We start from the raw sequence: 21,202 nt of genomic DNA, 5'->3' as shown, positions 1-21,202 counted from the left end.
TTAAAGGGAGGGTATTCCGTTGACATTGTCATTGCTCATCAGTGCAGTCCTTCAGCTCATCTTATTCAGCATCATTCCCTATACATACTGGTTTTTTACAAGCAGAACAACATCATCCTTTGCCATGTGGATTGGCTGGAAGAAACCCCAATTGATTTCTAGGAAGCAGTTCATACTATGTTTTATACTTACGATGACTATATTCACCAGTCTGGGAATGCTTACAGCAATCTACATGCTGGATAGGAATACTTTGGCCAGCTCACAGTTTTATGGTACAGGTCTTAAAGGTTTGATTCCGGCATTGATTTATTCTTGGTTGCAGACTAGCTTGTCCGAAGAGATTCTGTTCCGCGGCTTCATTGGAAAACGGTTAAGTTCGAAATTCGGATTCGGAATTGGAAACTGTGCTCAAGCTTTATTATTTGGTGTCGTACATGCTGTGCTGTTATACAGTAGTGCCGGATTTTTGAATTCTGCTGTTGTAATGCTTCTTACGGGTCTTGTGGGTTGGAGTATCGGAATATTGAATGAGAAGTTATCCGGCGGTTCGATCATTCCAGGTTGGGTCCTGCACGGGCTGACTAATCTGATTTCCTCCATTTTTATGATGTATCAATGGATGTAGCGATCAAAGTTTTTAGAGAGTACATTTTAAAAATATGGTAAACTAAAAAAGTCTTAAATTATAAGATTAAAGTTTATATACCATTTTTATTGGGAGGTAGATATTATGAAAAACAATGTCAGCTTGCAAAATTATATGGGGAAAACGTTTAACTGATCAAGCGTGTTAGCGTTCCCCACCATTCGAAAGGGGAAAATCATTTGAATCAGGTATTATTAATCATCGATGCACAACAAGAATTAATGGATGGAAACGAAAAGGAAAGTGCGGTATTCAATAAAGAGCAGCTTATCCGGAATATTAATAAAGTGATTGAACAAGCAAAAGAAGCCAATGTCGAAGTTGTGTTTGTTAGGGATCTTGATGTCGCTGAAGGAACAGGTGCAGGCTTTCAAGTGCATAATGAAATCAATAGGTCTGTAAATGCCAAAATCTTTGATAAGCTGGCAACGAATTCTTTTCACGGAACTGAACTGCTACAATATCTGAAAGATCAGCAGATTGAGCATGTGGTCATTATGGGATGTAAAACTCAACACTGCATCGATACTGCGGTTCGGACGGCTACGGTTAGCGGCATGGATGTTACATTGGTCGGAGATGGTCATTCTACAACGGACAATGATGTTTTAAGTGCAGAACAAATCATCAAGCATCACAATAAAACATTACATGGGCACTACAATGTCGAACATTTTTCTATGGTCAGAAGTTCCGAAGAAGATTTGTTTCGCCCAACGCATGACTCTTATAGATAATAATTCAGAGGCGGCACTTAAATGTGCCGCTTTTTGCTGTTTTGCATTACCTCTGATTTTCCTCACCTATTCTGATAGACATATTCGCCTAAACCATTTCCATCCCATCTTTATGGGATTGTTCTTGCAAGGGATCTACTTATAATTGTTAGTAATTCTTAAACAATATGAGTAGGGACGGGATCAACATGATAGCAGCAAAAGATATAGAGTTTAAAAGCAGACACGGGCAGCGGCTGGGGATGATGGCGGCTATTTGTATGGGGGCGTTTATTTCCCATTTTACAGCCGGAATTGTGAATGTGTCGCTTCCTTTTATTGTGAATTATTTTCAGACAGAGCTTGGGAAGGGATTATGGATCACAACAGGGTATCTGCTAGTGATTACGGCACTTCTTCCTGTTATGGGGAAACTGGGCGACCGTTATGGTTTTCGCCGGATTCACAATCTTGGATTTGTGATCTTTACTGTGGGTTCCATCCTGGTCGCTTTTTCACCTAATTTACCAATATTGCTAACGCTCAGAGTTATACAGGGAGTAGGAGCTGCGATGTTCCAAGCAACTAATATTGCGCTCATCACCATTCATATGCCGAAAGAGCAAAGAGGACGTGCACTCGGAATTTTAAGTACAGCTGTCGCACTGGGCGGGATGACGGGACCTATAGCGGGAGGTTTGATTGCAGAGTGGCTGAGCTGGAAATGGTTATTTTTAATCCATGTTCCTGTGGCGATTGTGGCTACAATTATGGCATATCGGTACATACCCAACCGTGTGCAAGAGCGCAAACCGGGTGCTATCAGCTTCGTGGGGGCCAGCTTGTTTATGGCATTCATCACCTTGGTTCTTCTCGTAATAACAAATGGGAGCAAATGGGGCTGGGTGTCCGTGTGGACGATGACAAGTTTGGTGGGGGGGTTCTTGTTACTGATTACTTTTCTATTCTGGGAACGGAAGCAAAAGAATCCTTTTCTACCCTTACAAGCTTTGAAAATTCCAACTGTAGCGGGAGGCTTGATCGTTAGCTGTGCCTCTTTTATTCTGTCTAATACATTGCTTGTCCTTATTCCATTTTATTTGATGGGGGCGGCGGCTCCGTTCTCGTCATCTACGACAGGATATATTATGGCGGCTTATCCCATTGCCTTGGCGTTTGCAGGTCCTCTCGCAGGCTACTGTTCCGACCGTTATGGCTCTCATCGTCTGATGCTTATGGGACTGAGCTGTATGGGAAGCGGGTTTATCTTGTTGCTGGTGTATTTAGACCATATACCGGTTTATGGAATCGCGGCGATTCTATCTCTTATAGGCCTTGGTATGGGGCTCATTGCCTCTCCTAATAATAGCTTCATTATGCAGCAGACACCTCGGGAATACGTGGGTTCGATTGGCGGATTAATTGCTTTAACAAGAAATGCGGGGATGGTCTTTGGCTCAGCACTTGGACTTGGTGTGATGAGTGGAGAGACAGGACAAGGGAGTCAGTTGCAGGCGTTCAAATTGGTTTTTGAGATTAATATTTTCATTTGTTTAAGCGTTATTGTATTAATGGTTGTTATAAATAGAAGGTCATTTAAATCTGCTTGATCTAAAAAAATGTGTGTGTAATCACAACTCAAGGTTTGGTGTTCTGTTACGTTGGAAGTAACGAATGATTATCTAGATATGGAGGATAACGATATGTTTTGTTACCAATGTGAACAGACACCGAATGGCGGATGCACCGTTGTAGGGGTATGTGGCAAAAATGAAACCATTGCGAGTTTACAAGATACGATGATTTTTGCATTAAAAGGAATTGCAGCTTATGCGACACATGCCCGGCAGCTAGGATATAGCGACCCCGAGGTGGATCGTATCACCCACGAAGCTTTGTATATGACGTTGACCAATTCCAACTTTAATACGCAGGAACATTTGGAGATGGCGATGAAGGTCGGAGATGCGGCGGTGCGCATCATGGATGTACTGGATCGTGCGCATACGGACCGCTTTGGCATTCCGCAACCAATCACAGTCAGTCAGAACAAAATTGAAGGTCAATGTATTGTTGTGACTGGACATAATTTATATGCGTTGGAGGAATTACTGCGGCAGACAGAGGGGAAAGGCATCAACATTTATACTCACTCAGAAATGCTGCCTGCGCATGGATATCCTGCACTCAAAAAGTATAAGCATCTTAAAGGCAACATCGGCAAAGCGTGGTATGATCAGCGTAGATTGTTTGAGCAGTTTCCCGGTGCAATTCTTGCTACCACAAACTGTGTAATGCCGATTAAAGGCACTTATGCAGACCGCTTTTTCTCATATGAAGTAGCGGGGCTGGAAGGTGTAGAGAAAATAACGGGCGACGACTTCTCCCCACTAATTAATCGAGCGTTGTCCCTACCTGCGGCTGATGTAGAGTCAGATCTGGTACTCACGACCGGATATCATCATGAAACTGTAATCGGGTTAGCACCAGAGATCATTCAAGCAGTCAAAGACGGGCATATCCGCCGGTTTTTCGTCATTGCAGGCTGTGATGCGCCAGGTACGGGCGGGAATTACTACCGTGAGTTGGCGACTTCCTTACCGAACGATACCGTCATTTTAACTACTTCTTGCGGAAAGTTCCGCTTTAATGACGTAGATTATGGCACCGTTGGAGACACCGGTATTCCGCGTTACATTGACCTTGGGCAATGTAATAATTCCGGTTCTACAGTGAAGATTGCCATGGCTCTGGCTGAGGCATTTGAGTGTACGGTGAACGAGCTGCCTGTCAGCATCGTGCTGTCTTGGTTTGAGCAAAAAGCAGTGGCCATTCTGCTAGGCTTGTTCAGTCTCGGCATTCAGGACATCCGCATCGGACCAAAGCCACCCGAGTTCATCTCGCCAGGTGTACTGGATGTGTTGGTAGAGCTTTTTGGATTGAAGCTAATTACTACTGCTGAGGAAGATATGAACGCGATGTTGGCGTTGTCGTAGGTAAAGAAAACTCTCACAAGGTTGTTTTTAATTATTTTATTGAAGTCAACTTCTACAAATGATCGAAGGTTGCCGCCCAGAAGGGATTGGCAACCTTTTTTGATAGGGGATATGAACGTGCCACTCCTTCAGTGGTTCTATCGGGTAACAGACGTAAGGGAAACGCCTCAAATGTTCGTCCATGCGCTTCTGAATGATAGCGGTCACGGTACACTTTTCTTTTTCGCTTAATGCAATTAAGTTGTTCTCCTTTCGGTTGTTTACTTCTCAAGAAATCCTCCGGGTAATAATTTCAGATATCAACTTATTATTTGCCCCAAAAACTGCGAATGGGTCTTCTGAGTTATGGTATACGCTTACTTCTTCCACTCGCATTACTTCATCACCATCCTAAACTGCGGCTTCGTCTTTGAAAACTATCGCTTCGTTCTTGAGTGGATAAATGAACCGGGTATCTGATAGCACGCATCAGACTATCTCTTTTTTTGTCTTTATCAAATCATATTTACCCATTCACTACTATTAGCTTTAAGAGACTGCTGGTTTAAATAAATCAATAACCCTTCTTAACGTCTAAGTAAATGGCAGGAAATCTTTCATCAGCTAGAGAATACCTAATTCTGGAAAAATAAATGAACATGAAAGGTTGATCCTTGCTTATGAATGACAACAAGTTCACCTGCTTAATCAAAGCGAAAATAATGTTTGTACATCCTTTGCTGCTTGCCCTGATCATTGCACTTGCAGCCTGCAGCAATTCCTCCACTGACAAGATAGCAAGCAAGTCTGCGCAGCCGACCAAAGAGGCACCTCTGGTAACTCAAGCATCCGGTAGCATTTATCTGTACGGTGAAGTACATGGCGTAGCCAAGATTATTGACAAGGAATATGAATTATGGTCTGAATTCTACCATAACGAGGGCATGAGACATCTGTTCGTCGAGATGCCTTATTTTACCGCCGAATATTTGAATCTATGGATGCAGTCGGACAATGACGATATTCTGGAGGAGATTTATGATGATTGGGAGGGAACAGCTAGTCACAATCCATATACCAAGGCGTTCTACAAAAAAATAAAAGGCGAGTGTCCTGAGACGATTTTCCACGGCACAGACATCGGGCATCAAGATGAAACTACCGGGAACCGCTTCTTATCTTATCTTGCGGCAAACGATCTAACAGAGACGGAAGAGTATACTTTAACAATAGAAGCGATCCAGCAAGGCCGTTTTTATCGCAGTAAAGATGACAACGTATATCGGGAAAACAAGATGACCGAAAATTTTATCCGCGAATTTGAAAGGCTGAGTAGTGAGAGCGTCATGGGTATTTACGGTTCAGCACATACCGGGCTTGATGAAATGGACTATAGTACCCAATCCATCCCTTGTATGGCCAATCAATTACAGAAACATTATGGCGACAACATTTATTCTGAGAACTTAAGCTGGATTGCTAAAGATATTGACCCGTCCAGAGTAGATTACATCACCTTACAGGGCAAGGAGTATGTGGCATCGTATTTTGGAAAGCAGGATTTGAACGGGTTCAAGGATTACGCCTATCGAGAATTTTGGCGATTGGAGGGCGCCTATGAAGATGTCAAAGACCTACAACTGGTAGAGAATTATCTTCCTTACGATAACTACCCGATGCTGATAGAAACAGGCCAGGTCTTTGTGATCAGCTATACCAAGACAGACGATTCAGTGGAAAGAGAATACTATCTGTCTAACGGCAAGATTTGGGATGAAGGTATGTATTCAACTCAACAATTCACAGCAGAATGATCGATTAATAATGTGAAGGTGATTATCACAAACGCAGCATGTTGTCGTTCAACTATGGCCAGTTCATTCATGAAGCGAATGAAATTAATACAAATGAAGCCAACTCAAAGGTGTCAGGTCGAAGGAGCTGGAGTAGATTGTTGAAAAGGACACTCAATCGCGATTTTTTTTCATATCAACTTGCCGTTACAGCCAGCGCGCTGATCCGTACCATTAGGGACGACAGGGAATTTTTGAGCGGAAAGTTGGAGAGTGCTGTAATAAGGATGTGGAATAGTTCGACAGAGGGTGTCCCAAACGTCATAAATTGACGTAGGGATACCCTCCTTTTTTAATGAGTGAGCGAAGCGAGAAGGAGGGAAGGAGCTAGAGATTGTGCTGAACGGTCAAGGTTATATCTCTTTCTATGCAAAGGTTATTTCCAAAATTCAGGTGAAAAGTAGGTAGACTCAGGACAAGCGATCACTATAATGGAAATATGAGACATTCATAGAACCGATCAATAGGATATAAATAGAATCCGGCTGAGTAAAAAAAGCGATTAGAGGAGGCCATCTCGTGGGAAGATCATTCGCAAATTTGCATATCAAGTCGAACAACCTTGAGAAGACTGTCGAAGCATTAAGAGAGCTAAGCGAAGGGCATGCCAAAGTATTAGGCAAGTCCAATCATGAGGCTCCAGAGAGCAAAGTTGTCATGTACGTAAGCAAAAGCAACGAGAACTGGATCAGCGTGCTCCACGATTACTTTGTATGGGGTACGGTGAAGGAGGCCGGCAAAACGTTGTCCCAGCTTATCGGGGAGCCAGTGATGACCGCCGGATATATGAATGAGGAAATATTCGAGTTGTCGTTGTTCGAGAATGGAGACATTCAAGCCGAAAAGATCTTTTGTGAACAGTGGACGAGGGATGAATATGAACAACTCCGGGAAGAGCGTCTCAATGATGACTACCTGCGAAAAGCGTTGGATATCCGTAATAAGGATTTTGACGACTTCATTGACATAACGAGTCCGGGACAAGCCGTAGATAAGCTGTCAGAACTCGTAAGTATGTCTTTATGGAGTGATTGGGAGTGGATCCCGTACGAAGAAACTCTCAGAAAACGATTTGTGAAATATGAATTTTGAAAATACACGAGCAAATGGCTAAGGACAGCTGAGATGACATTTTAGTACATGGCGGTGAGCGAAAAGAAATGGATAGATTAAAGAACAGCGGATTTTATAAGCTTAGATTCTTCATAAGGCCGGAAGAGTTTGAAAGCGTTTTGAAGCTTTTTGAACATAAGCAAGCGCAATTTCATCTAACCAATTATGCCCAGACAGAGCATGATCTGAATCAGGTGTATGAGGCGTATAAGACCTTTTATCATTATTTTACGGCAGAAGAAAAAAGGAATGAGGGTCTCCCTTTCTTTGTTTATTCTATTTCTGTTGCGTCTGATAATGAAAGCTCTGGATTTTTCGCGAGAAATGAAGGTGTCTATTTTCCATATTACGGACAATGGGCAGAGGATGAACTGCCGTGTATCTTGCTATCATTTCCTAAAGGCTTTCAAATAGATTTGGAAGATGAAAAAGGGAAGTATTATATCTATGAGGATATTCGGGACCATAAGCCATTAACATATACGTTTTTCGATGAAATAACGGGTGCTATTAAAAAAATGACAAGGCCGCTTCGCTTCTCGGCGCATGATGCAGATGCTATGAAGGAGCAAAAGCCTTCTGTGCGTATAAGCCATGGTGCGATGCAAGATTTGAGCAAATCGTGGATTTTCAATAAATATGGGCTTGTGATGGGTGGAAAATAGTTCAGGGAAAAATTGGGGATTGATATGTTGCACTCTCTAAAATTTCAGTATTATCTTGGATAAAAAAGCTCCTCAACCTGCAATATTTTAAAGAATTCTCTTATTTGGAAGAGTTGCATGTTGGGGGCAGCAGGAGGAGTATTTATGTACATCGTATCTCGGCCAAAACCGCTGTCTGATGACCAAAACCAAGCACTTGCGAAGGAAGATGCCGCTGTTTATCCACCGGGCTACCTCCGGTTTTTGCGGCGATTCGGCGAAGGAACTTACAGAGGGTGGTTGAATGTTCAGCTTCCGGATGCGGAGGTGCTCAAACCTTTTGCAGAGTACGGATTATGGGAGCATGACGAAAACAGCCCCATTACTGAGCAACAGATCGGGGAGTGTATCGTTATAGGTACAACGGTTGACGGTGATTTTCTGGCAGTGTATCAACAGACAGCTGGGCTGCTCTGGCTACCTCGGCATGCGGAGCACGTGAAGGCGATTTTCCTGCAAGCACCGGAGCAGGAAGACGAGGGGATGTACGCTTTGGTGCTGGACGAAATATATCGTCAGGTGTATGGAATCATTCAAGGGGAGAGCGTCTATTATGAACCGTGGACGGGCACTCGTAGCCATCGCTTTTTGCGTTTGCCACAAGGGCAGGACCAGCTTACGCTACCCGAACTGGCTGGATTGTGCCAACATGAATTTCCGCCGGATTTGTTTAATGAGAATGCCTATGCTTGTTTCCTGTTCTACCGGCAGCTGGGAGGCTATGTACGATTGAATTATGCCTACCAGCAAGAGGTGGCCGTCTTCTATGAACAGGATACGGGGCAGGCGTTTGCCGATATGGAGCAGTGGCTCTTGTCGAAAGGCTGCGAAGCGATTTCAGAAAATAACAGCTGATCTGGGTGCTCCTTACGTATGGGAGAGGGAGGTAGGCATGAAACTAGTTTTTACTTTGGATACACATGGAACGTGTGTGGGTCAATTGAGAGATGAACTGCTGCCCTTAGAGGAATTAGCAAATACATGGGAGTTTCCCTATGATATCTTTTTTGTTTTGCGTGTTTTACCTGAAGGTTATGGTCGAAAAACATCCAGACGGTTTGATAGCAGGGATCATACCCTCGAATTAGATATCAGCATAAGTTATGAGCAATACCAACGGATGTCCAAGCATGAGCAACGTGAGGGATTAGGTATTCACCTTTTTAACTATTTGTCAGAGTCAGTTGCTAAACATAATAAGCATGCAGATAAGAAAACCCAAAATCAACTACTGGACCTAGTGAAAAAATGGATGCTCGAAAATAATTGGCTAAATGGAAAGTTAAATCAAGCACGGAAATTACTTTCGCAAGACATGGATCTTTATGAAGTCAGCCAGAAATTGCAGATGCCATTAGAAGAGATTGAGTATATCCTTCTCCGTATGAATGACTATGAGCCAACTGATATTCATCCTGATAACCTTGTAGTAGAAAAAGCGCCGCCATATCATTTGTAGAAGGCTGGAGCTAATAGAAGACATCCTGCCTGAGGGGATCCACTAACGGAAAGGAGGAAGCCGATGCAAGAAATAGAGACGCTGGCGATAGAGATCGCCGATGCTGCTAGAACGTCTTTTCGCACTCTTTTTGAAAATGGCGAACGTTACTATTACTGTACTCTATACACTACTGGCGAGGGACATGCGCCAAGTATCTCCGCCTGGTCGTGGGAAGCTTTGGAGATGGAAGCAGCCAGGCAAGGAGTGGAAAGTGACACACCGGCATCGACGATTGCGGAACTTATCAAATGGTCTTATGCGGATTCGCCCTATTGTTGTTTCGGCGATGAGAACTTCGATAACGTTAAACAACGATTTACCGAGCGTCCTTTCATTGCGGATCTTGAGAATGACGAAGGAAATCGTGAGTTTGATTTGAGGCTGAAGGCCATGGAGCTGGCGATGAAAATGCTCGATGATGAAGGTGTGTTTGCCTTGAATCAACTGCGAGAGTCAGTATGCGTCCTTGTCGAAGTCATGCCGCCGGATGAGATCAATACTGAGATCGCCCTCCGTTTGAATCGGGCAGAATCTTCGGCTATGCAAGTATGGTTGGCGGAAGCGGCGGAGTAGAAGCATCCGCTTTCGGAAACCGTCTACTATATTCGGATTTAAAATGAAGGGAAAAATAATGTATGAGCAATCTTTTCCGATTCATTCCTATTAGCCAGCTAGCAGATAAATTTCCCGAAGGATCTTGGTGGGCGAAGTTTTACCAAGATTTTAGTGACGAGCAACTTGCCGCTTACTATGAAGGGGATTTGACGCTGCCTTCTCTTAATCTAGATTGGGAGCAACCTTTCCCGCAACAAAAAGAGGTAATCATCATTTTTATAGAAGGGAATCTTACTGTAGACAATCTTTATAATAAAGAAACTGATGGTGCCATAGGGCTTTTGGTGACCGGTAATATGAGTGCGAAAAATATAGCTGTAGGCGGTCAGGAGATTTATGTTTCGGGCAACCTGATTATTGAGGAAATATTATGCGGCTCCTACAATCATGGGGAAACGATTGTTAAAGGTGATCTCAGCGCTGCGGTTTTAGTTCAGGATGACGAGTACAGTTTCAAAGTGGACGGACATAAATCGATCACCTGCTTAGTAAATGTGTGGGAGGGGGACGGCGTATTTCAGGAGCTTCCTGTGGACATTCATGAAGTGTTGATCGATGAAGTTTTTTTGGATATGGAAGAGGATGAGGAGGACTTTTCCTTTGGCACACTGGTGAACGTAATTAAAGAAGGCCGTTCTGCTCTAAAAAAAATAAATGAATCCCCCACTAGCAAGCAAGCTGTTCATTTATATTTCACCCATAACACGATCAATGAAGAAAATATATTGAAGTTGACGCAGTGTATTTTAATGCCAAGTGACAAGCCTTCTTTTAATTTTCGCGAGCAAGACGTTTTTTTTAAAGTTCAACTGGAGCATATTGATGCTGATGGGGATGAGCGGGATCTTAGCGTTTATATGAATGATAACCGGCATCACTATTATATTTGGCTGGAGCAAGATTATTCTGTCGGTTTATTGAAGAGAACCATAGAAGAAGGGTCTGAGTGGGAGGACATTACAGAAGAGTCTCAGGAACAATTAGCAGAGATTAGCGATTGCTGGACGATGTTGCTGACCTGCGTTAATATGGCTGAGCTTTATTTACGAAACATTGAGGTACAGTATGTGCAAGACATTTTGCAACACACTGTAATTCAGGAATTATATTCGGAAGTGGAGGAAAATGGCGGGTTCTGGGACGGCTCCAAATGTTACAGCTTCCGTCAAACACATACGGACGAGGACGGAGACCTCCTACATGGTCGGATTGAAATCAGGACTCCAGATGAAGCGTATTATTTTTATACAGTGGACAATGGAACTTATGTTTCCCGGCATTATCAGCCGCCCGATCAATATGGCAAGCAGGACATGCCCTATTTGGATCTTAGGCGCTGGGAAGCATCAGAGCGGTATTTTACAAGATTCAAACAATTTATTACTGAGAAGATAGAGTCAGGTGTGAATAGTTAGATCTTGATATGCATTAGAGAAAAGGATGATAGAAATGCCAAATGATAGCCAAGCTGGTCCTTCAGCTGGTTCTGTTAGAGAAGTTGGTAGTTATCCTATCAACCTGACAGGTCCACGTAGTCATACTCTTGTCCTTAAGCCCGGTGTGGGCAGTCTATCCATGGGTCCGTCGCAATTGGGGAAAAAGGTTGACCTTCATGTCGCGTCTGATACGCCTATCGATTGGACCGTATTCGATGTCTTTGCCACACCGGCTGGCTCTCCCTGGCCGCGATTTCTGCATTATACAGGCAGTGATTCAGGCTTCTTTGACTGGGCACAGAAACGTCCCATTGAAGAGATGACATGGACTCCGATCCTGTCTGCAGACACGGTGGCGGACGCCAGTCAGTCCAATTTGCATGGCTTGCATGTCAAGTTGGAACCATCCGGGAGGTCCCTTAGCCTAATACTTCCGAAGCAGCCTTTCCGCCTGAGTGTGTCCGGCGATCTATCACGCTTCTCGGCCACAGGTGATATGCCATCTTCTCTTACACTAGCACCTCGCACCGGCCGACGTAAGAATGATTCCCCTTTTTTGCTGCCCGATATGGGGGAGCTGCACCAGGTAACGAGCTTGACGCTACATAACGCACCGCTGGGACAGCCCATCTCGCTAGAGTGTCTAAACCGGTACCCAAACCTTAAATCACTGAGTTTGTGGGGAAACTTCTGCGATTTGAATCTATTGGCTCATCATACCGAGTTAACGAATCTGGAGCTGCGCTTCATGCCTGATCTGGAGGATTTGCCGACCTTGAACGCGTGGCCGTTGCTTGACAGATTTATCGCCTACAATGTGGAAGAGAGCGCTGGCAAGCATCTAAAAAAGCAAATGAAAACTCGCGCTGAAACCCGTCCTTGGACCGACCATGCTTCAGTGAGCCAATTACGAAAGCCAGAGTGGTGGACGACCGAGTTTGGCCGCCCATTCTCCTCCTGGACTAAACGTCTAGCCAAGCTGGCTAATGAAGCTTACAACGTTGCACAGGTAACCTTGTCCGAGGCCCATAGCTTTGCTGAAGCAGAGGCCGCCATTACCGCTTTCACCGTGCGCTTCAACAATCTTAAGGGCATCGAAACCACCGAACGAGAAGATCTTGGTGAAGCGGTATGGCAACTTAGCCAGTCTGACCACTTGATTGGCCAGCCTATCACAGAGGAGATGGCTCAACACTGGTTCGATGCAGCGCGCGATTACTAAATGAATTGAATGTCACACCCCTAGAATAGAAATCGGATTGACCCAGGGGTTTATCCAATGTCTATTCTAAGGGGTGCACTTTACTATACTGGCGGGGTTTTGTTATACGATCATCCCCATTTCTCGGAGTCTATCTTTAATTTTCTTTAAACGAGCTTCTTTTTCGCTGTCTTCAGTTAATACCTCTACAGATGTTTCGTTATACTTCTTAATGATCCTCTTTAAAGTTAATTCTTTCATTTCCTTTTTACTGTGGATGGTAACAGGAGGGACAGTTGTATAGTTTTCTATGGTCTTGGGATCTGCAGAAATTCGTTCTAGTAAACTAAGTAGAAGCACCAGTCTTTGCTGGCCCAACCTCGGAACTTGGTATAGTTTTTTCCATGTGGAATTTAATAGATGATCAAGGTCTGTATATCCCTTTGAGTATAAAGCGTTTATGAGGCCTGTTAAATTTGGACCCCGTTCTTCTGCATGAGCCACAGCAACAATACAAGCAATATTCTTAGAATAAAGATGCGCCGGAAGTGGAAAAAAATGTATTAATGCCGCATTTCCGTCGATGATGTCAATCATGATGATATACCTCCATTAAAATATGTGTTCACTATACATGTTTAGTATTCTGGCAAGATTATGAGTCAGTAGGGTGAATTTCCCTGACTTGGTACAATAGATTGATACACTCTGCATTATTAAACCCCAAGCTGCTGATCATTTTCTGAACACCAGAAAAACCCATTACATAAGCTCTTAGAATATGTAGCAGATATGATTCGTTGCGCTTCATAATCATTGCTTAGTAATGATATGATATAGGCATCAATTTTGTGGGGTGCACTGATATGGATTTCCGAATCAAAGAACTAGTTAATGCTACACAGCAAACCTATGGATTGGACAACTATTACTTACATACAAATGAAATTTATCGCGAAGTTACGATGCTGGGAGAAACCGACTATTTGCTTAGTATGGAATGGTTTCCTTCTCACATTAAGGAATGGAAGGAGGATTATAATCCGGAAGGAACTGCAGTCATTACGCTTGACTTACTATCCCGCAACTATAAAAGTGTTATTTTTGTTGGAGGGAAATCTTATGCAAATCGAACACCATTCCAAAACATTGAAATAAACGGCGTTATTCAGTGGATGGAAGCTGAAGTAGGGCTTGAATATGGTAAACAATTCTACCTATTGAAGGAAGAAAGAGGAGAATATCATTTTGCCGAATGTATAGACGGTATCCCCATCTCCCCCGGCGGGCGAATGGAGTTACGCTTCGATGCGGAAGGTAGGATTATTTTTTATAGTGTATATGGCCAGTTTCCTTCTAGCTCCCTTGTGCACAAAGAGCATTATTCTCTCACGCTTCAAGCGGTAGAGCCACTGGCGAAAAAACAACTACAGCTTATCGAATATCCAGTGTACGAGATGAAGCATCTCCTGCCGATCTATGGGATAGAAGAAATCTACATTACAAATGATGGAACAACCACAATTCCATTTGAGATGATATCAGGTACGAGAGCACGACTGAATATTGATCAAGTAATACATTGGGAGCAAGTGGACACGGAACAGTTCGCAAGGACGGAGATCCGTCTGCAAGAAGTAGTTACAATCGAACAGGCAGTAGCACGTGAGCCGCATCCAGATTCATTTTCAATCACAGACGTAGAACAAGCCCAATGTATAGCCGCAGTCGAAGCTGGTTTAAGCCAGCTCTATCCGGATGAATCCGGACAATGGATACTGAAGACTTTACATCGGGAAAGAGGACATATTCAAGCGACATTGAGGAGGAATGCGCCAAGTAATCGTATTTTTCAGCGTAAGATCCTCCTGTTTATCGATACGAAAAATTATAAGGTTATAGATTATATGGATAACAAGTTAATGCTCGATACGTTTGATGAGTTCCAGAGCGAAGGGGAAATTGCTGTGAGCCATGACGAAGCTTATGACAAGCTCAGGGGATGGTTCGAATTAACACCCGTCTATGTGTATAATCCTGGGCAGAAGAAGTATGTGCTGTGCGGGAAGCTGGATTGTGATTTTGCAGTGAAGGCTACTAGCGGAGATGTGGTGGAGTTGGGTAGTTTGGATTGATAGTGAAACCAGATTGATTTAGTCAAAAAGATAACTTCCGAAACTCATGTCCAAGAGACATGGGTTTTTCTTTATGTAGTTGGATGCCAAAAATTTAGACTTAATGAAAATAATTGTATAAAAATTTGATTTACTCGCAGAGAAATTCTGGTGTATAGCGTCAAATATAAGTAGACGTTAGAAAAAAAGAAAGTTCCGTTAGGTACAATGTATGAAATGAGAGACAATAACCGTTTTAAGGATGGTGAATGAGTTGGGTTTCAAAATACGTAAAAACACGGTGCAGTCCGTCTGGATGATGTGGGAAAAAGCTTTTGCGTTGCTTTCACATTTTCGCGGATCGCATAAGTCACGCTTTGGAATATGTACCGTGATGCTAAAAAAGCATCGGGGACAGCCTATTGTATGCCAAGACGCCACGGTCATCAATCAGGGAGAGTGGGTGGGAGAACTCCACCTCGACAATGAAAGAATCCTGAAGTTGATCCGGTCCGAAGGATCGGATCGTGCCGCACTGCAAACGGCTCGCATGCTGCGCAAATCAATGCAGCAAATCAACGAAGCCTTCGAATCGCAGTCCGAGTTCAGGCAGGTCAAGGCTTTATTGGGGATTACACTGCTCCATCGGGGATTAACACACGGTCTTGGCTTTGAACAACAAAATATAAAGTCCGGCGTTTTCGAACGCATCACCACCATCTATCTTCGATTGCTGCTGTCTGCCATGCATCCTGAAGGGAGACAAAGAATCAATCGGCGAACAGAGCAACTGGTCCCGATGTTACTGATCCATTCACGCGCCTCACTGAAAAATCGATTCTCACCCGGACAGAACTACTCTGGATAGGACTTAGGCTTGTTATAAGGAGGTGTAATCATACTTACATATCTGATAGGAGGAATACTATGTGCGACTACTCTTTACATGTTTATTCCAAGTTTGATTACGCGAGTGAGCGGCTTTGGTGTCTTTCGCAAAGGAACGGTAGAAAAACAGGTGGCATTCACTTTTGATGATGGGCCACATCCGAAATATACGCCGGAATTGCTGGATTTATTGAAGTTACATCAAGTGAAGGCTACTTTTTTCGTGCTTGGAGCGCGAGCGGAGCAGTATCCAGATCTGATCAGAAGAATGGATCGGGAAGGCCATCAGATTGGCATCCATAATTACTGCCATACCTCTAATTGGCTGATGCTGCCCAGTACTATTAGGCGAGAACACCTGGAACGCTCCGCTGATATTATAGAGTCTATTGTCGGAATCAGACCCAATCATTACCGTCCACCCTGGGGATTAATCAATCTATTTGATTTTTTTCGGCACAAGCAGTATCGAATTGTTCTATGGTCGCTGAAGGCGAGTGACTGGAACATCCGGGCCTGTCAAACCCGGATGCAGGCCATTCTATTAGGTGGAATCACCGATGGCTCCGTTGTTTTACTTCACGATAGCGGAGAGACTGCGGGCGCGGACCGGCATGCTCCTTATTTTATGCTGCAAGCTTTAGAAGAAGTGCTGAACCAACTACAGGCAAGAAACCTGCAATTTGTCCGGCTTGATGAAATGTCTTGACGTTGCTATTTAGACTTAAATTGTTTGCGGAAGCAGAGCGGCGAGATGCCCATTATTAATTTGAAGGTTCGTCCAAAATGGGAGGTGTTATCAAACCCAACCATTCCCGCAATTTCAGTAACATTAAACGAAGAGCCAACCAGCAAATCACGCGCTTTTTTGATGCGGATATTATTGATATATTCAATGAAGCTGAACCCGGTGGATTCTTTAAAAGTTCGGCAAAGGTAGGAGGAGCTTATGTCGAATTGCCGTGAAATCTCACAGAGCTTAAGCGGTTCCATATAATGTTGATTTACATAATTAACGATGTCCAGGACTTTCTTATGTGTACGATTGGATTCTACAAATGAAGCTACGCGGCTGTCAAATAGTTTACGATTAAGATAGAGGAGCAGCTCCACCAATAATATTTGTTGGTACTGTTCATATCCGCGGGCTTGCTTCTTCCCCTCCTGGATCATTTTCTGAAAAAGCTGTTCGATGAAATATTGATCCATCCCGGTCATCTTCAAAGCGCGGTAATCACTTTTGAACAATTCGAGCAGTTCCTCACATTGACTGCCGGTGCAGAAATGCTGCAGGAATTCTTTTTTAAACAGGAGTGTTACCCGCTCATACATATTGCAGCCTGAATTGACCAGTTTGTGCATTTCGTGAATATCCATAAATAGCAGCGTTCCGCCCGCAACCTGATAGGTTCTGTCCCCTATAAAATAATAAAAATCCCCGGATATTAAATACAGAATCTCATATGCATCATGATAGTGTCTTGCAGGCATGCTGGTGTATACCTGTTTCTTGCGGCTGATGTCAAAAAGAGTAGACTCATAAAATACCGGCTTCATTCAGCACCTCCTAAGAGGATTGTAGACTTAATCTATGGTTTGTAGCAACATATGTATAAAAATTAATAAATACAAGAAAATACGTGCTGTTTGGACAAACTTTTTGAGATAAGCTTGAACTGAATTACCAAGTGTTGGTAAAAGGAGGGCTGTCATGCTCAGATGGGTTGGGGATAAGGTTCACTGCTGCTAAAAGTTAAAGCGCTTAAACTATTCAATTAAAGGAGAGATTGCGGTGCTAAATTCAACGAAGAGTAAGGTTTCCAAGAAGATGAAATTTTCATTGTTGATCGTGCTCAGTTTTTCAATGATTTTTTCTTATGGCTGTCTGTCCAAAACATCTCAACAGAAAAGTTATGCGGCAGGGAACCCTGATTCTAATTTTTCACCGGCAACACTTCAATTCTTGCGTGACAACACAGGACTGGATGGTGAGCAGTGGAACAATATTATGATGCTTGTCAACAAACCGGAGCAGGACGATCTGAACTGGATCGATTTTTACGGATATTGTGAAGATATTGATGATGACCGCGGGTATACGATTGGAATATTTGGTGCAACTACAGGCGGCTCAAATGATACCGGTCCTGACGGTCCGGATCTGTTCAAGGCATATGACGCTGCTAAAGGCGCGAGTAATCCTTCTGTTAAAGGTGCATTGGCCCGGATCGGTGTTAAGGGTTCGATGAAAGGGAAGATCCTCGAGATCAATGAAAGCGAAGAGAGCTTCTGTAGAAAAATCGGCAATTTGCAAGATGATCCCGAGTGGAGAGAGGCTATGTGGAAAACGTTCTACAATATCTATATTAAATACAGTGTGGAGCAGGCCCGCAAACGCGGCTTTAACTCGGCATTAACTATTGGTTCCTTCGTGGATGCAGCGCTGAACCATGGAGCTACCGGCGGCTCCGAGACACTCCAAGGGCTTTTGGGTAAATCCGGAAGTAGCACGGATGAGAAGACTTTCATGACCAAATTTTATAAAGAACGGACCAAGATTGTGGATACTAATGAGTACAACTCTCCGCCTAACGGCAAGAACCGTGTGAAGCAGTGGAGTAATTTGCTGAACATGGGAGAGACAGACCTGAAAGGTGCAGATTCGGCAATTCTTCAAGTCACCGACTGGGAACTCCAATAACAGGAATGTAAGGGCAGTAGAACCACCGTTCTTCTCGGTGACTGCGGTTCGATGATAAGTGAGATTAAGGAAGAGGGAGATGGGCTGAATGGATAACAACCAATCTTATCTCAAAAATAGATTTTACAAGGTAATCAGTCTAATGGTTATAGGTTTGCTGCTTGCCATGGAGTTGACCGGGTTTGTCTCAGCAGGAAGAGAGGGAAATGAGGAAGATCTTGCAAGCGAAGCAACTGCAGTTCAGGAAACGATTGCCCAGTGGATTTTTAAAGACAAAGGCGAGAACGGTGTATTTCCGGCTACAGGCGGGGTATATCAGACGGCTTCATCCATTCGTGATGTAGGAACTAATACGAATGCGTACACCTATGAGTCAGGTGAGAACAGCGTACGCAACCAGGGGTGGCATGAAGGAACGGGCCTGAAATACTGGCTTGCCACGCTTTCTACCAAAGGTTTCGAAGGTATCTTCCTCTCTTCACAGCAAACTTCTTCAAGTACAGGACCCAGGGATTTTAAGGTGCAATACAGTATAGATCAACAGGAATGGACAGATGTTACGGGCGGCAACCTTGTTTTAGCCCAGAACAATTTTAATTGTTCCAATAATTCCTGCAAATTAACTAACCTCGCTTTGCCTGCGGGAACAAACAATCAAGATGTACTCTATATCCGCTGGGTGGTAAACTCTGCGAAAAGTGTAAGCGGGGGAACGGTGTCCAGCTCAGGCTCAAGCAGAATCAAAGATGTGATAATTAAAGGAACACGCAGCAGCGGCGAACCTGGGGACACTCCCACACTTGAGGTAAGCAAAACTCCCGCTTCAGGGGCTGCAGATGTTTCCCTTAACGCAGAGATCACAGTGAAGTTTAACAAAGCGATCAGTCTCGACAGTGGTTATCAAGTTGTAATCACGGAAAACAATCTCCCTCTTAATAACATTTCTGCTTCGCTCCTCGGTCAAGACACAGTCAGAGTCAGCCACCCTAATTTTACTGCCGGCAAAACTTACAACGTGACCGTCCCTAAAGAGCTTGTTAAGGGGACTGCGGATGGCCGGACACCTGAGAACGATATTACCTGGAGCTTTAAGACAAAGTCTCCGGATACCGGCATCAAAACACCAACGCTGCTGAACATGACTTTTAACGGGGACCCAAAGACAAGTATCGCCTTTGACTGGTATACAGCCGAAACCGTCAGAGGTACAGTAGTGCAAGTAGTGGAGGCCTCCAATGCGGGAGGAAGCGAGTTTCCGGAACAACTGGCAGCTTCTTATGAGGGCAGCTCAACAGTTATTGAAACCTTAATGATATCAGGAGACAGAAGTTCTAAAAAGTATAAAAAGTTCGCCAGCCACAAGGTTATTGCAAGCGGTCTTAAGCCTGGAACCCAATATATCTACCGGGCCGGTAACGGTGATGCGGACGGCTGGAGCGAGGCGGGTTCTTTTACCACGGACAAGGCGGATAATCAGGATTTCCATTTCCTCTATGTAACCGACACCCAAGGCTCAAGTAAATCGAATTTTGATCTGTGGCAGGATACTTTTAAGAGAGCTATTGAGAAAACGGTAGATCCCAAGTTTGTTCTTCTTACAGGGGATCTAACGGATGACGGTGATCTGGAGCAGCTGTGGCAGTGGTTCTTGGGTGTGCCGAAAAAGGAATTTGCCAATGTGCCATTTGCACCGATTATCGGCAACCATGAGATAGAAGATTATCCGAATAACAACTTCTATAACCATTTTAATCTTCCGAAAGATGTCGGGACGGGTGCTCATGACGGTTCGGTATATGCTTTCGAATACGGCGATGCCCTGTTTATGCAGATCAATTCCCAGTACGAAGGGGAGGTCAAGCCATACAAAGCGGATATTCAGTTCACCAAACAATTGGAATGGATGCGGAATCAGGTGGCAAAGACCGATAAAAAGTGGAAATTCGTCTCGATGCATAAGGGAGCGTATTCTTCAGGGGACAATGCTTCGGCAGAAAGCGACCGGGTAGAATTTTACCGGAAATATCTGATTCCTGTATTTGATGAGCTGGGTGTGGACATGGTTTTTGAAGGTCATGATCATATGTATATGAGGTCTTTTCAAATGCTGAACAACGTTCCGATTAAGAATGTCATTACCGATGAGCAAGGAAATGTGCTGAATCCCAAAGGGACCGTATATCTAATGGGCAACTCGGCAGCTTCGAAATTCTATGCTATTAATCCAGATGCAGACACTTTTTTTGCAGCAAAAAACGATCAGCCCAACAAGAAAATGTTCGTGGATGTTTCCATTACAAGCGACGTGCTGAAATTCACATCCTACACAGCAGTTAAAGATAAACCCCTTGCCGTCTATGATGCTTACAGTATTAAACGGACTGATGTCAAACCCGGCATTGTCCAAAATCCAAGCGCAGTAAGACAGTCAGGGAACCGTGCAGTTCTTTCTTGGAAAGCGCCAGCAAATAGTTCTGAGCCGGTGCGAGGTTACCGGATTTACGAGAAAAATGATAAAGTCAGCACAAACTGGAGCGTGTATGTACCGACGGTAAGCGGTCAGACGAGTTACAGCTATACATTAAACGGCATAGATTCTGCTAAAGCCTACAATTTCGTTATTAAAGCAGTGGGGACAAGAAATAACTCGCTTCCAGCAGAGGCAGGAATACAATGAAAGGATAGAGGAGGCGTTGACGGAGCTTAGGCATCCGTTAACGCCTTTTTTTAGTTGTT

The 21,202-nt window shown here is 43.8% G+C and carries 19 protein-coding genes; 17 read left to right on the top strand and 2 right to left on the bottom strand.

The window, feature by feature from the left end; all coding sequences use genetic code 11:
• Window positions 1-19: 19 nt before the first annotated feature.
• The 12 genes from NYE35_RS20045 to NYE35_RS19990 all read left to right on the top strand — a co-directional run bounded on the left by NYE35_RS20045 (window position 20) and on the right by NYE35_RS19990 (window position 12,784).
• Entirely contained in the window at window positions 20-628 is a 609-nt protein-coding gene (locus NYE35_RS20045; RefSeq protein ID WP_036688777.1) for a CPBP family intramembrane glutamic endopeptidase, read from the top strand.
• Between the two features lie 200 nt (window positions 629-828).
• Window positions 829-1,386, top strand: coding sequence for a cysteine hydrolase family protein (locus tag NYE35_RS20040; protein WP_094901139.1), 558 nt, complete (start codon window positions 829-831; stop codon window positions 1,384-1,386).
• Window positions 1,387-1,574: 188 nt separating this feature from the next.
• Complete coding sequence (locus tag NYE35_RS20035) at window positions 1,575-2,975, top strand: MFS transporter (protein WP_094901141.1); 1,401 nt, start codon at window positions 1,575-1,577, stop codon at window positions 2,973-2,975.
• A 93-nt stretch (window positions 2,976-3,068) separates the two neighbouring features.
• Complete coding sequence (hcp, locus tag NYE35_RS20030) at window positions 3,069-4,361, top strand: hydroxylamine reductase (protein ID WP_036688774.1); 1,293 nt, start codon at window positions 3,069-3,071, stop codon at window positions 4,359-4,361.
• 659 nt (window positions 4,362-5,020) lie between these two features.
• Window positions 5,021-6,154 (top strand): hypothetical protein, encoded by a 1,134-nt coding sequence (locus NYE35_RS20025; protein ID WP_341121950.1) that lies wholly within the window; start codon window positions 5,021-5,023, stop codon window positions 6,152-6,154.
• A gap of 558 nt (window positions 6,155-6,712) precedes the next feature.
• Window positions 6,713-7,285 (top strand): hypothetical protein, encoded by a 573-nt coding sequence (locus NYE35_RS20020; RefSeq protein WP_341121948.1) that lies wholly within the window; start codon window positions 6,713-6,715, stop codon window positions 7,283-7,285.
• Between the two features lie 68 nt (window positions 7,286-7,353).
• The gene (locus NYE35_RS20015; protein WP_038572099.1) at window positions 7,354-7,971 is read left to right on the top strand and encodes a hypothetical protein; all 618 of its coding nucleotides are present in this window, start codon (window positions 7,354-7,356) and stop codon (window positions 7,969-7,971) included.
• A gap of 144 nt (window positions 7,972-8,115) precedes the next feature.
• Entirely contained in the window at window positions 8,116-8,865 is a 750-nt protein-coding gene (locus NYE35_RS20010; protein ID WP_341121947.1) for a hypothetical protein, read from the top strand.
• Window positions 8,866-8,902: 37 nt separating this feature from the next.
• Window positions 8,903-9,469: a hypothetical protein gene (locus NYE35_RS20005; RefSeq protein ID WP_038572097.1), complete on the top strand. Its 567-nt coding sequence runs from the start codon at window positions 8,903-8,905 to the stop codon at window positions 9,467-9,469.
• Between the two features lie 63 nt (window positions 9,470-9,532).
• Window positions 9,533-10,084, top strand: a complete 552-nt coding sequence (locus NYE35_RS20000; RefSeq protein WP_038572095.1) for a DUF4303 domain-containing protein — start codon at window positions 9,533-9,535, stop codon at window positions 10,082-10,084.
• 62 nt (window positions 10,085-10,146) lie between these two features.
• The gene (locus tag NYE35_RS19995; RefSeq protein WP_341121945.1) at window positions 10,147-11,541 is read left to right on the top strand and encodes a hypothetical protein; all 1,395 of its coding nucleotides are present in this window, start codon (window positions 10,147-10,149) and stop codon (window positions 11,539-11,541) included.
• Window positions 11,542-11,575: 34 nt separating this feature from the next.
• Window positions 11,576-12,784, top strand: a complete 1,209-nt coding sequence (locus tag NYE35_RS19990; protein ID WP_341121944.1) for a hypothetical protein — start codon at window positions 11,576-11,578, stop codon at window positions 12,782-12,784.
• Window positions 12,785-12,886: 102 nt separating this feature from the next.
• Here the strand turns inward: NYE35_RS19990 and NYE35_RS19985 are convergent, their stop codons facing one another.
• Window positions 12,887-13,360 carry a hypothetical protein gene (locus NYE35_RS19985; protein ID WP_076223148.1) on the bottom strand — a complete coding sequence of 158 codons (474 nt, stop codon included), beginning with the start codon at window positions 13,358-13,360 and terminating at the stop codon, window positions 12,887-12,889.
• Between the two features lie 269 nt (window positions 13,361-13,629).
• Here NYE35_RS19985 and NYE35_RS19980 point away from each other — a divergent pair, with 269 nt between their 5' ends.
• The 3 genes from NYE35_RS19980 (at window position 13,630) to NYE35_RS19970 (ending at window position 16,474) form a co-directional block, all read left to right on the top strand.
• On the top strand, window positions 13,630-14,898 hold the full coding sequence (locus NYE35_RS19980; RefSeq protein ID WP_038572089.1) for a hypothetical protein: 1,269 nt from the start codon (window positions 13,630-13,632) through the stop codon (window positions 14,896-14,898).
• A gap of 241 nt (window positions 14,899-15,139) precedes the next feature.
• Entirely contained in the window at window positions 15,140-15,745 is a 606-nt protein-coding gene (locus NYE35_RS19975) for a YkoP family protein (protein ID WP_081386525.1), read from the top strand.
• A gap of 78 nt (window positions 15,746-15,823) precedes the next feature.
• A complete protein-coding gene (locus NYE35_RS19970; protein WP_175617280.1) occupies window positions 15,824-16,474 on the top strand; it encodes a polysaccharide deacetylase family protein in 651 nt (216 codons plus the stop codon).
• A 5-nt stretch (window positions 16,475-16,479) separates the two neighbouring features.
• On the opposite strand, the gene NYE35_RS19965 is transcribed toward NYE35_RS19970, so the two are convergent.
• Window positions 16,480-17,322: an AraC family transcriptional regulator gene (locus NYE35_RS19965; protein WP_076297647.1), complete on the bottom strand. Its 843-nt coding sequence runs from the start codon at window positions 17,320-17,322 to the stop codon at window positions 16,480-16,482.
• 235 nt (window positions 17,323-17,557) lie between these two features.
• Between NYE35_RS19965 and NYE35_RS19960 the strand changes: the two genes are divergently transcribed.
• Both NYE35_RS19960 and NYE35_RS19955 read left to right on the top strand, forming a co-directional pair.
• Window positions 17,558-18,466, top strand: coding sequence for a chitosanase (locus NYE35_RS19960; protein ID WP_235219566.1), 909 nt, complete (start codon window positions 17,558-17,560; stop codon window positions 18,464-18,466).
• A gap of 88 nt (window positions 18,467-18,554) precedes the next feature.
• The gene (locus NYE35_RS19955) at window positions 18,555-21,143 is read left to right on the top strand and encodes a metallophosphoesterase (protein WP_339210257.1); all 2,589 of its coding nucleotides are present in this window, start codon (window positions 18,555-18,557) and stop codon (window positions 21,141-21,143) included.
• Window positions 21,144-21,202 lie beyond the last annotated feature (59 nt).

Origin of the sequence: Paenibacillus sp. FSL L8-0494, assembly GCF_038003695.1 — a bacterium.
In the GTDB taxonomy this organism is placed as follows: domain Bacteria; phylum Bacillota; class Bacilli; order Paenibacillales; family Paenibacillaceae; genus Paenibacillus_AQ; species Paenibacillus_AQ odorifer.
Note: the sequence above shows the minus strand (reverse complement) of the source record. Positions and strands in the feature narration are given on the sequence as shown.

Excerpts from the sequence above, each read along its gene's own strand:
- NYE35_RS20035 (WP_094901141.1), top strand. The coding sequence starts at position 1,575 with ATGATAGCAGCAAAAGATATAGAGTTTAAAAGCAGACACGGGCAGCGG.
- hcp (WP_036688774.1), top strand. The coding sequence starts at position 3,069 with ATGTTTTGTTACCAATGTGAACAGACACCGAATGGCGGATGCACCGTT.
- NYE35_RS20025 (WP_341121950.1), top strand. The coding sequence starts at position 5,021 with ATGAATGACAACAAGTTCACCTGCTTAATCAAAGCGAAAATAATGTTT.
- NYE35_RS20015 (WP_038572099.1), top strand. The coding sequence starts at position 7,354 with ATGGATAGATTAAAGAACAGCGGATTTTATAAGCTTAGATTCTTCATA.
- NYE35_RS20010 (WP_341121947.1), top strand. The coding sequence starts at position 8,116 with ATGTACATCGTATCTCGGCCAAAACCGCTGTCTGATGACCAAAACCAA.
- NYE35_RS20005 (WP_038572097.1), top strand. The coding sequence starts at position 8,903 with ATGAAACTAGTTTTTACTTTGGATACACATGGAACGTGTGTGGGTCAA.
- NYE35_RS20000 (WP_038572095.1), top strand. The coding sequence starts at position 9,533 with ATGCAAGAAATAGAGACGCTGGCGATAGAGATCGCCGATGCTGCTAGA.
- NYE35_RS19995 (WP_341121945.1), top strand. The coding sequence starts at position 10,147 with ATGAGCAATCTTTTCCGATTCATTCCTATTAGCCAGCTAGCAGATAAA.
- NYE35_RS19990 (WP_341121944.1), top strand. The coding sequence starts at position 11,576 with ATGCCAAATGATAGCCAAGCTGGTCCTTCAGCTGGTTCTGTTAGAGAA.
- NYE35_RS19985 (WP_076223148.1), bottom strand. The coding sequence starts at position 13,360 with ATGATTGACATCATCGACGGAAATGCGGCATTAATACATTTTTTTCCA.
- NYE35_RS19980 (WP_038572089.1), top strand. The coding sequence starts at position 13,630 with ATGGATTTCCGAATCAAAGAACTAGTTAATGCTACACAGCAAACCTAT.
- NYE35_RS19975 (WP_081386525.1), top strand. The coding sequence starts at position 15,140 with ATGGTGAATGAGTTGGGTTTCAAAATACGTAAAAACACGGTGCAGTCC.
- NYE35_RS19970 (WP_175617280.1), top strand. The coding sequence starts at position 15,824 with ATGTTTATTCCAAGTTTGATTACGCGAGTGAGCGGCTTTGGTGTCTTT.
- NYE35_RS19965 (WP_076297647.1), bottom strand. The coding sequence starts at position 17,322 with ATGAAGCCGGTATTTTATGAGTCTACTCTTTTTGACATCAGCCGCAAG.
- NYE35_RS19955 (WP_339210257.1), top strand. The coding sequence starts at position 18,555 with ATGGATAACAACCAATCTTATCTCAAAAATAGATTTTACAAGGTAATC.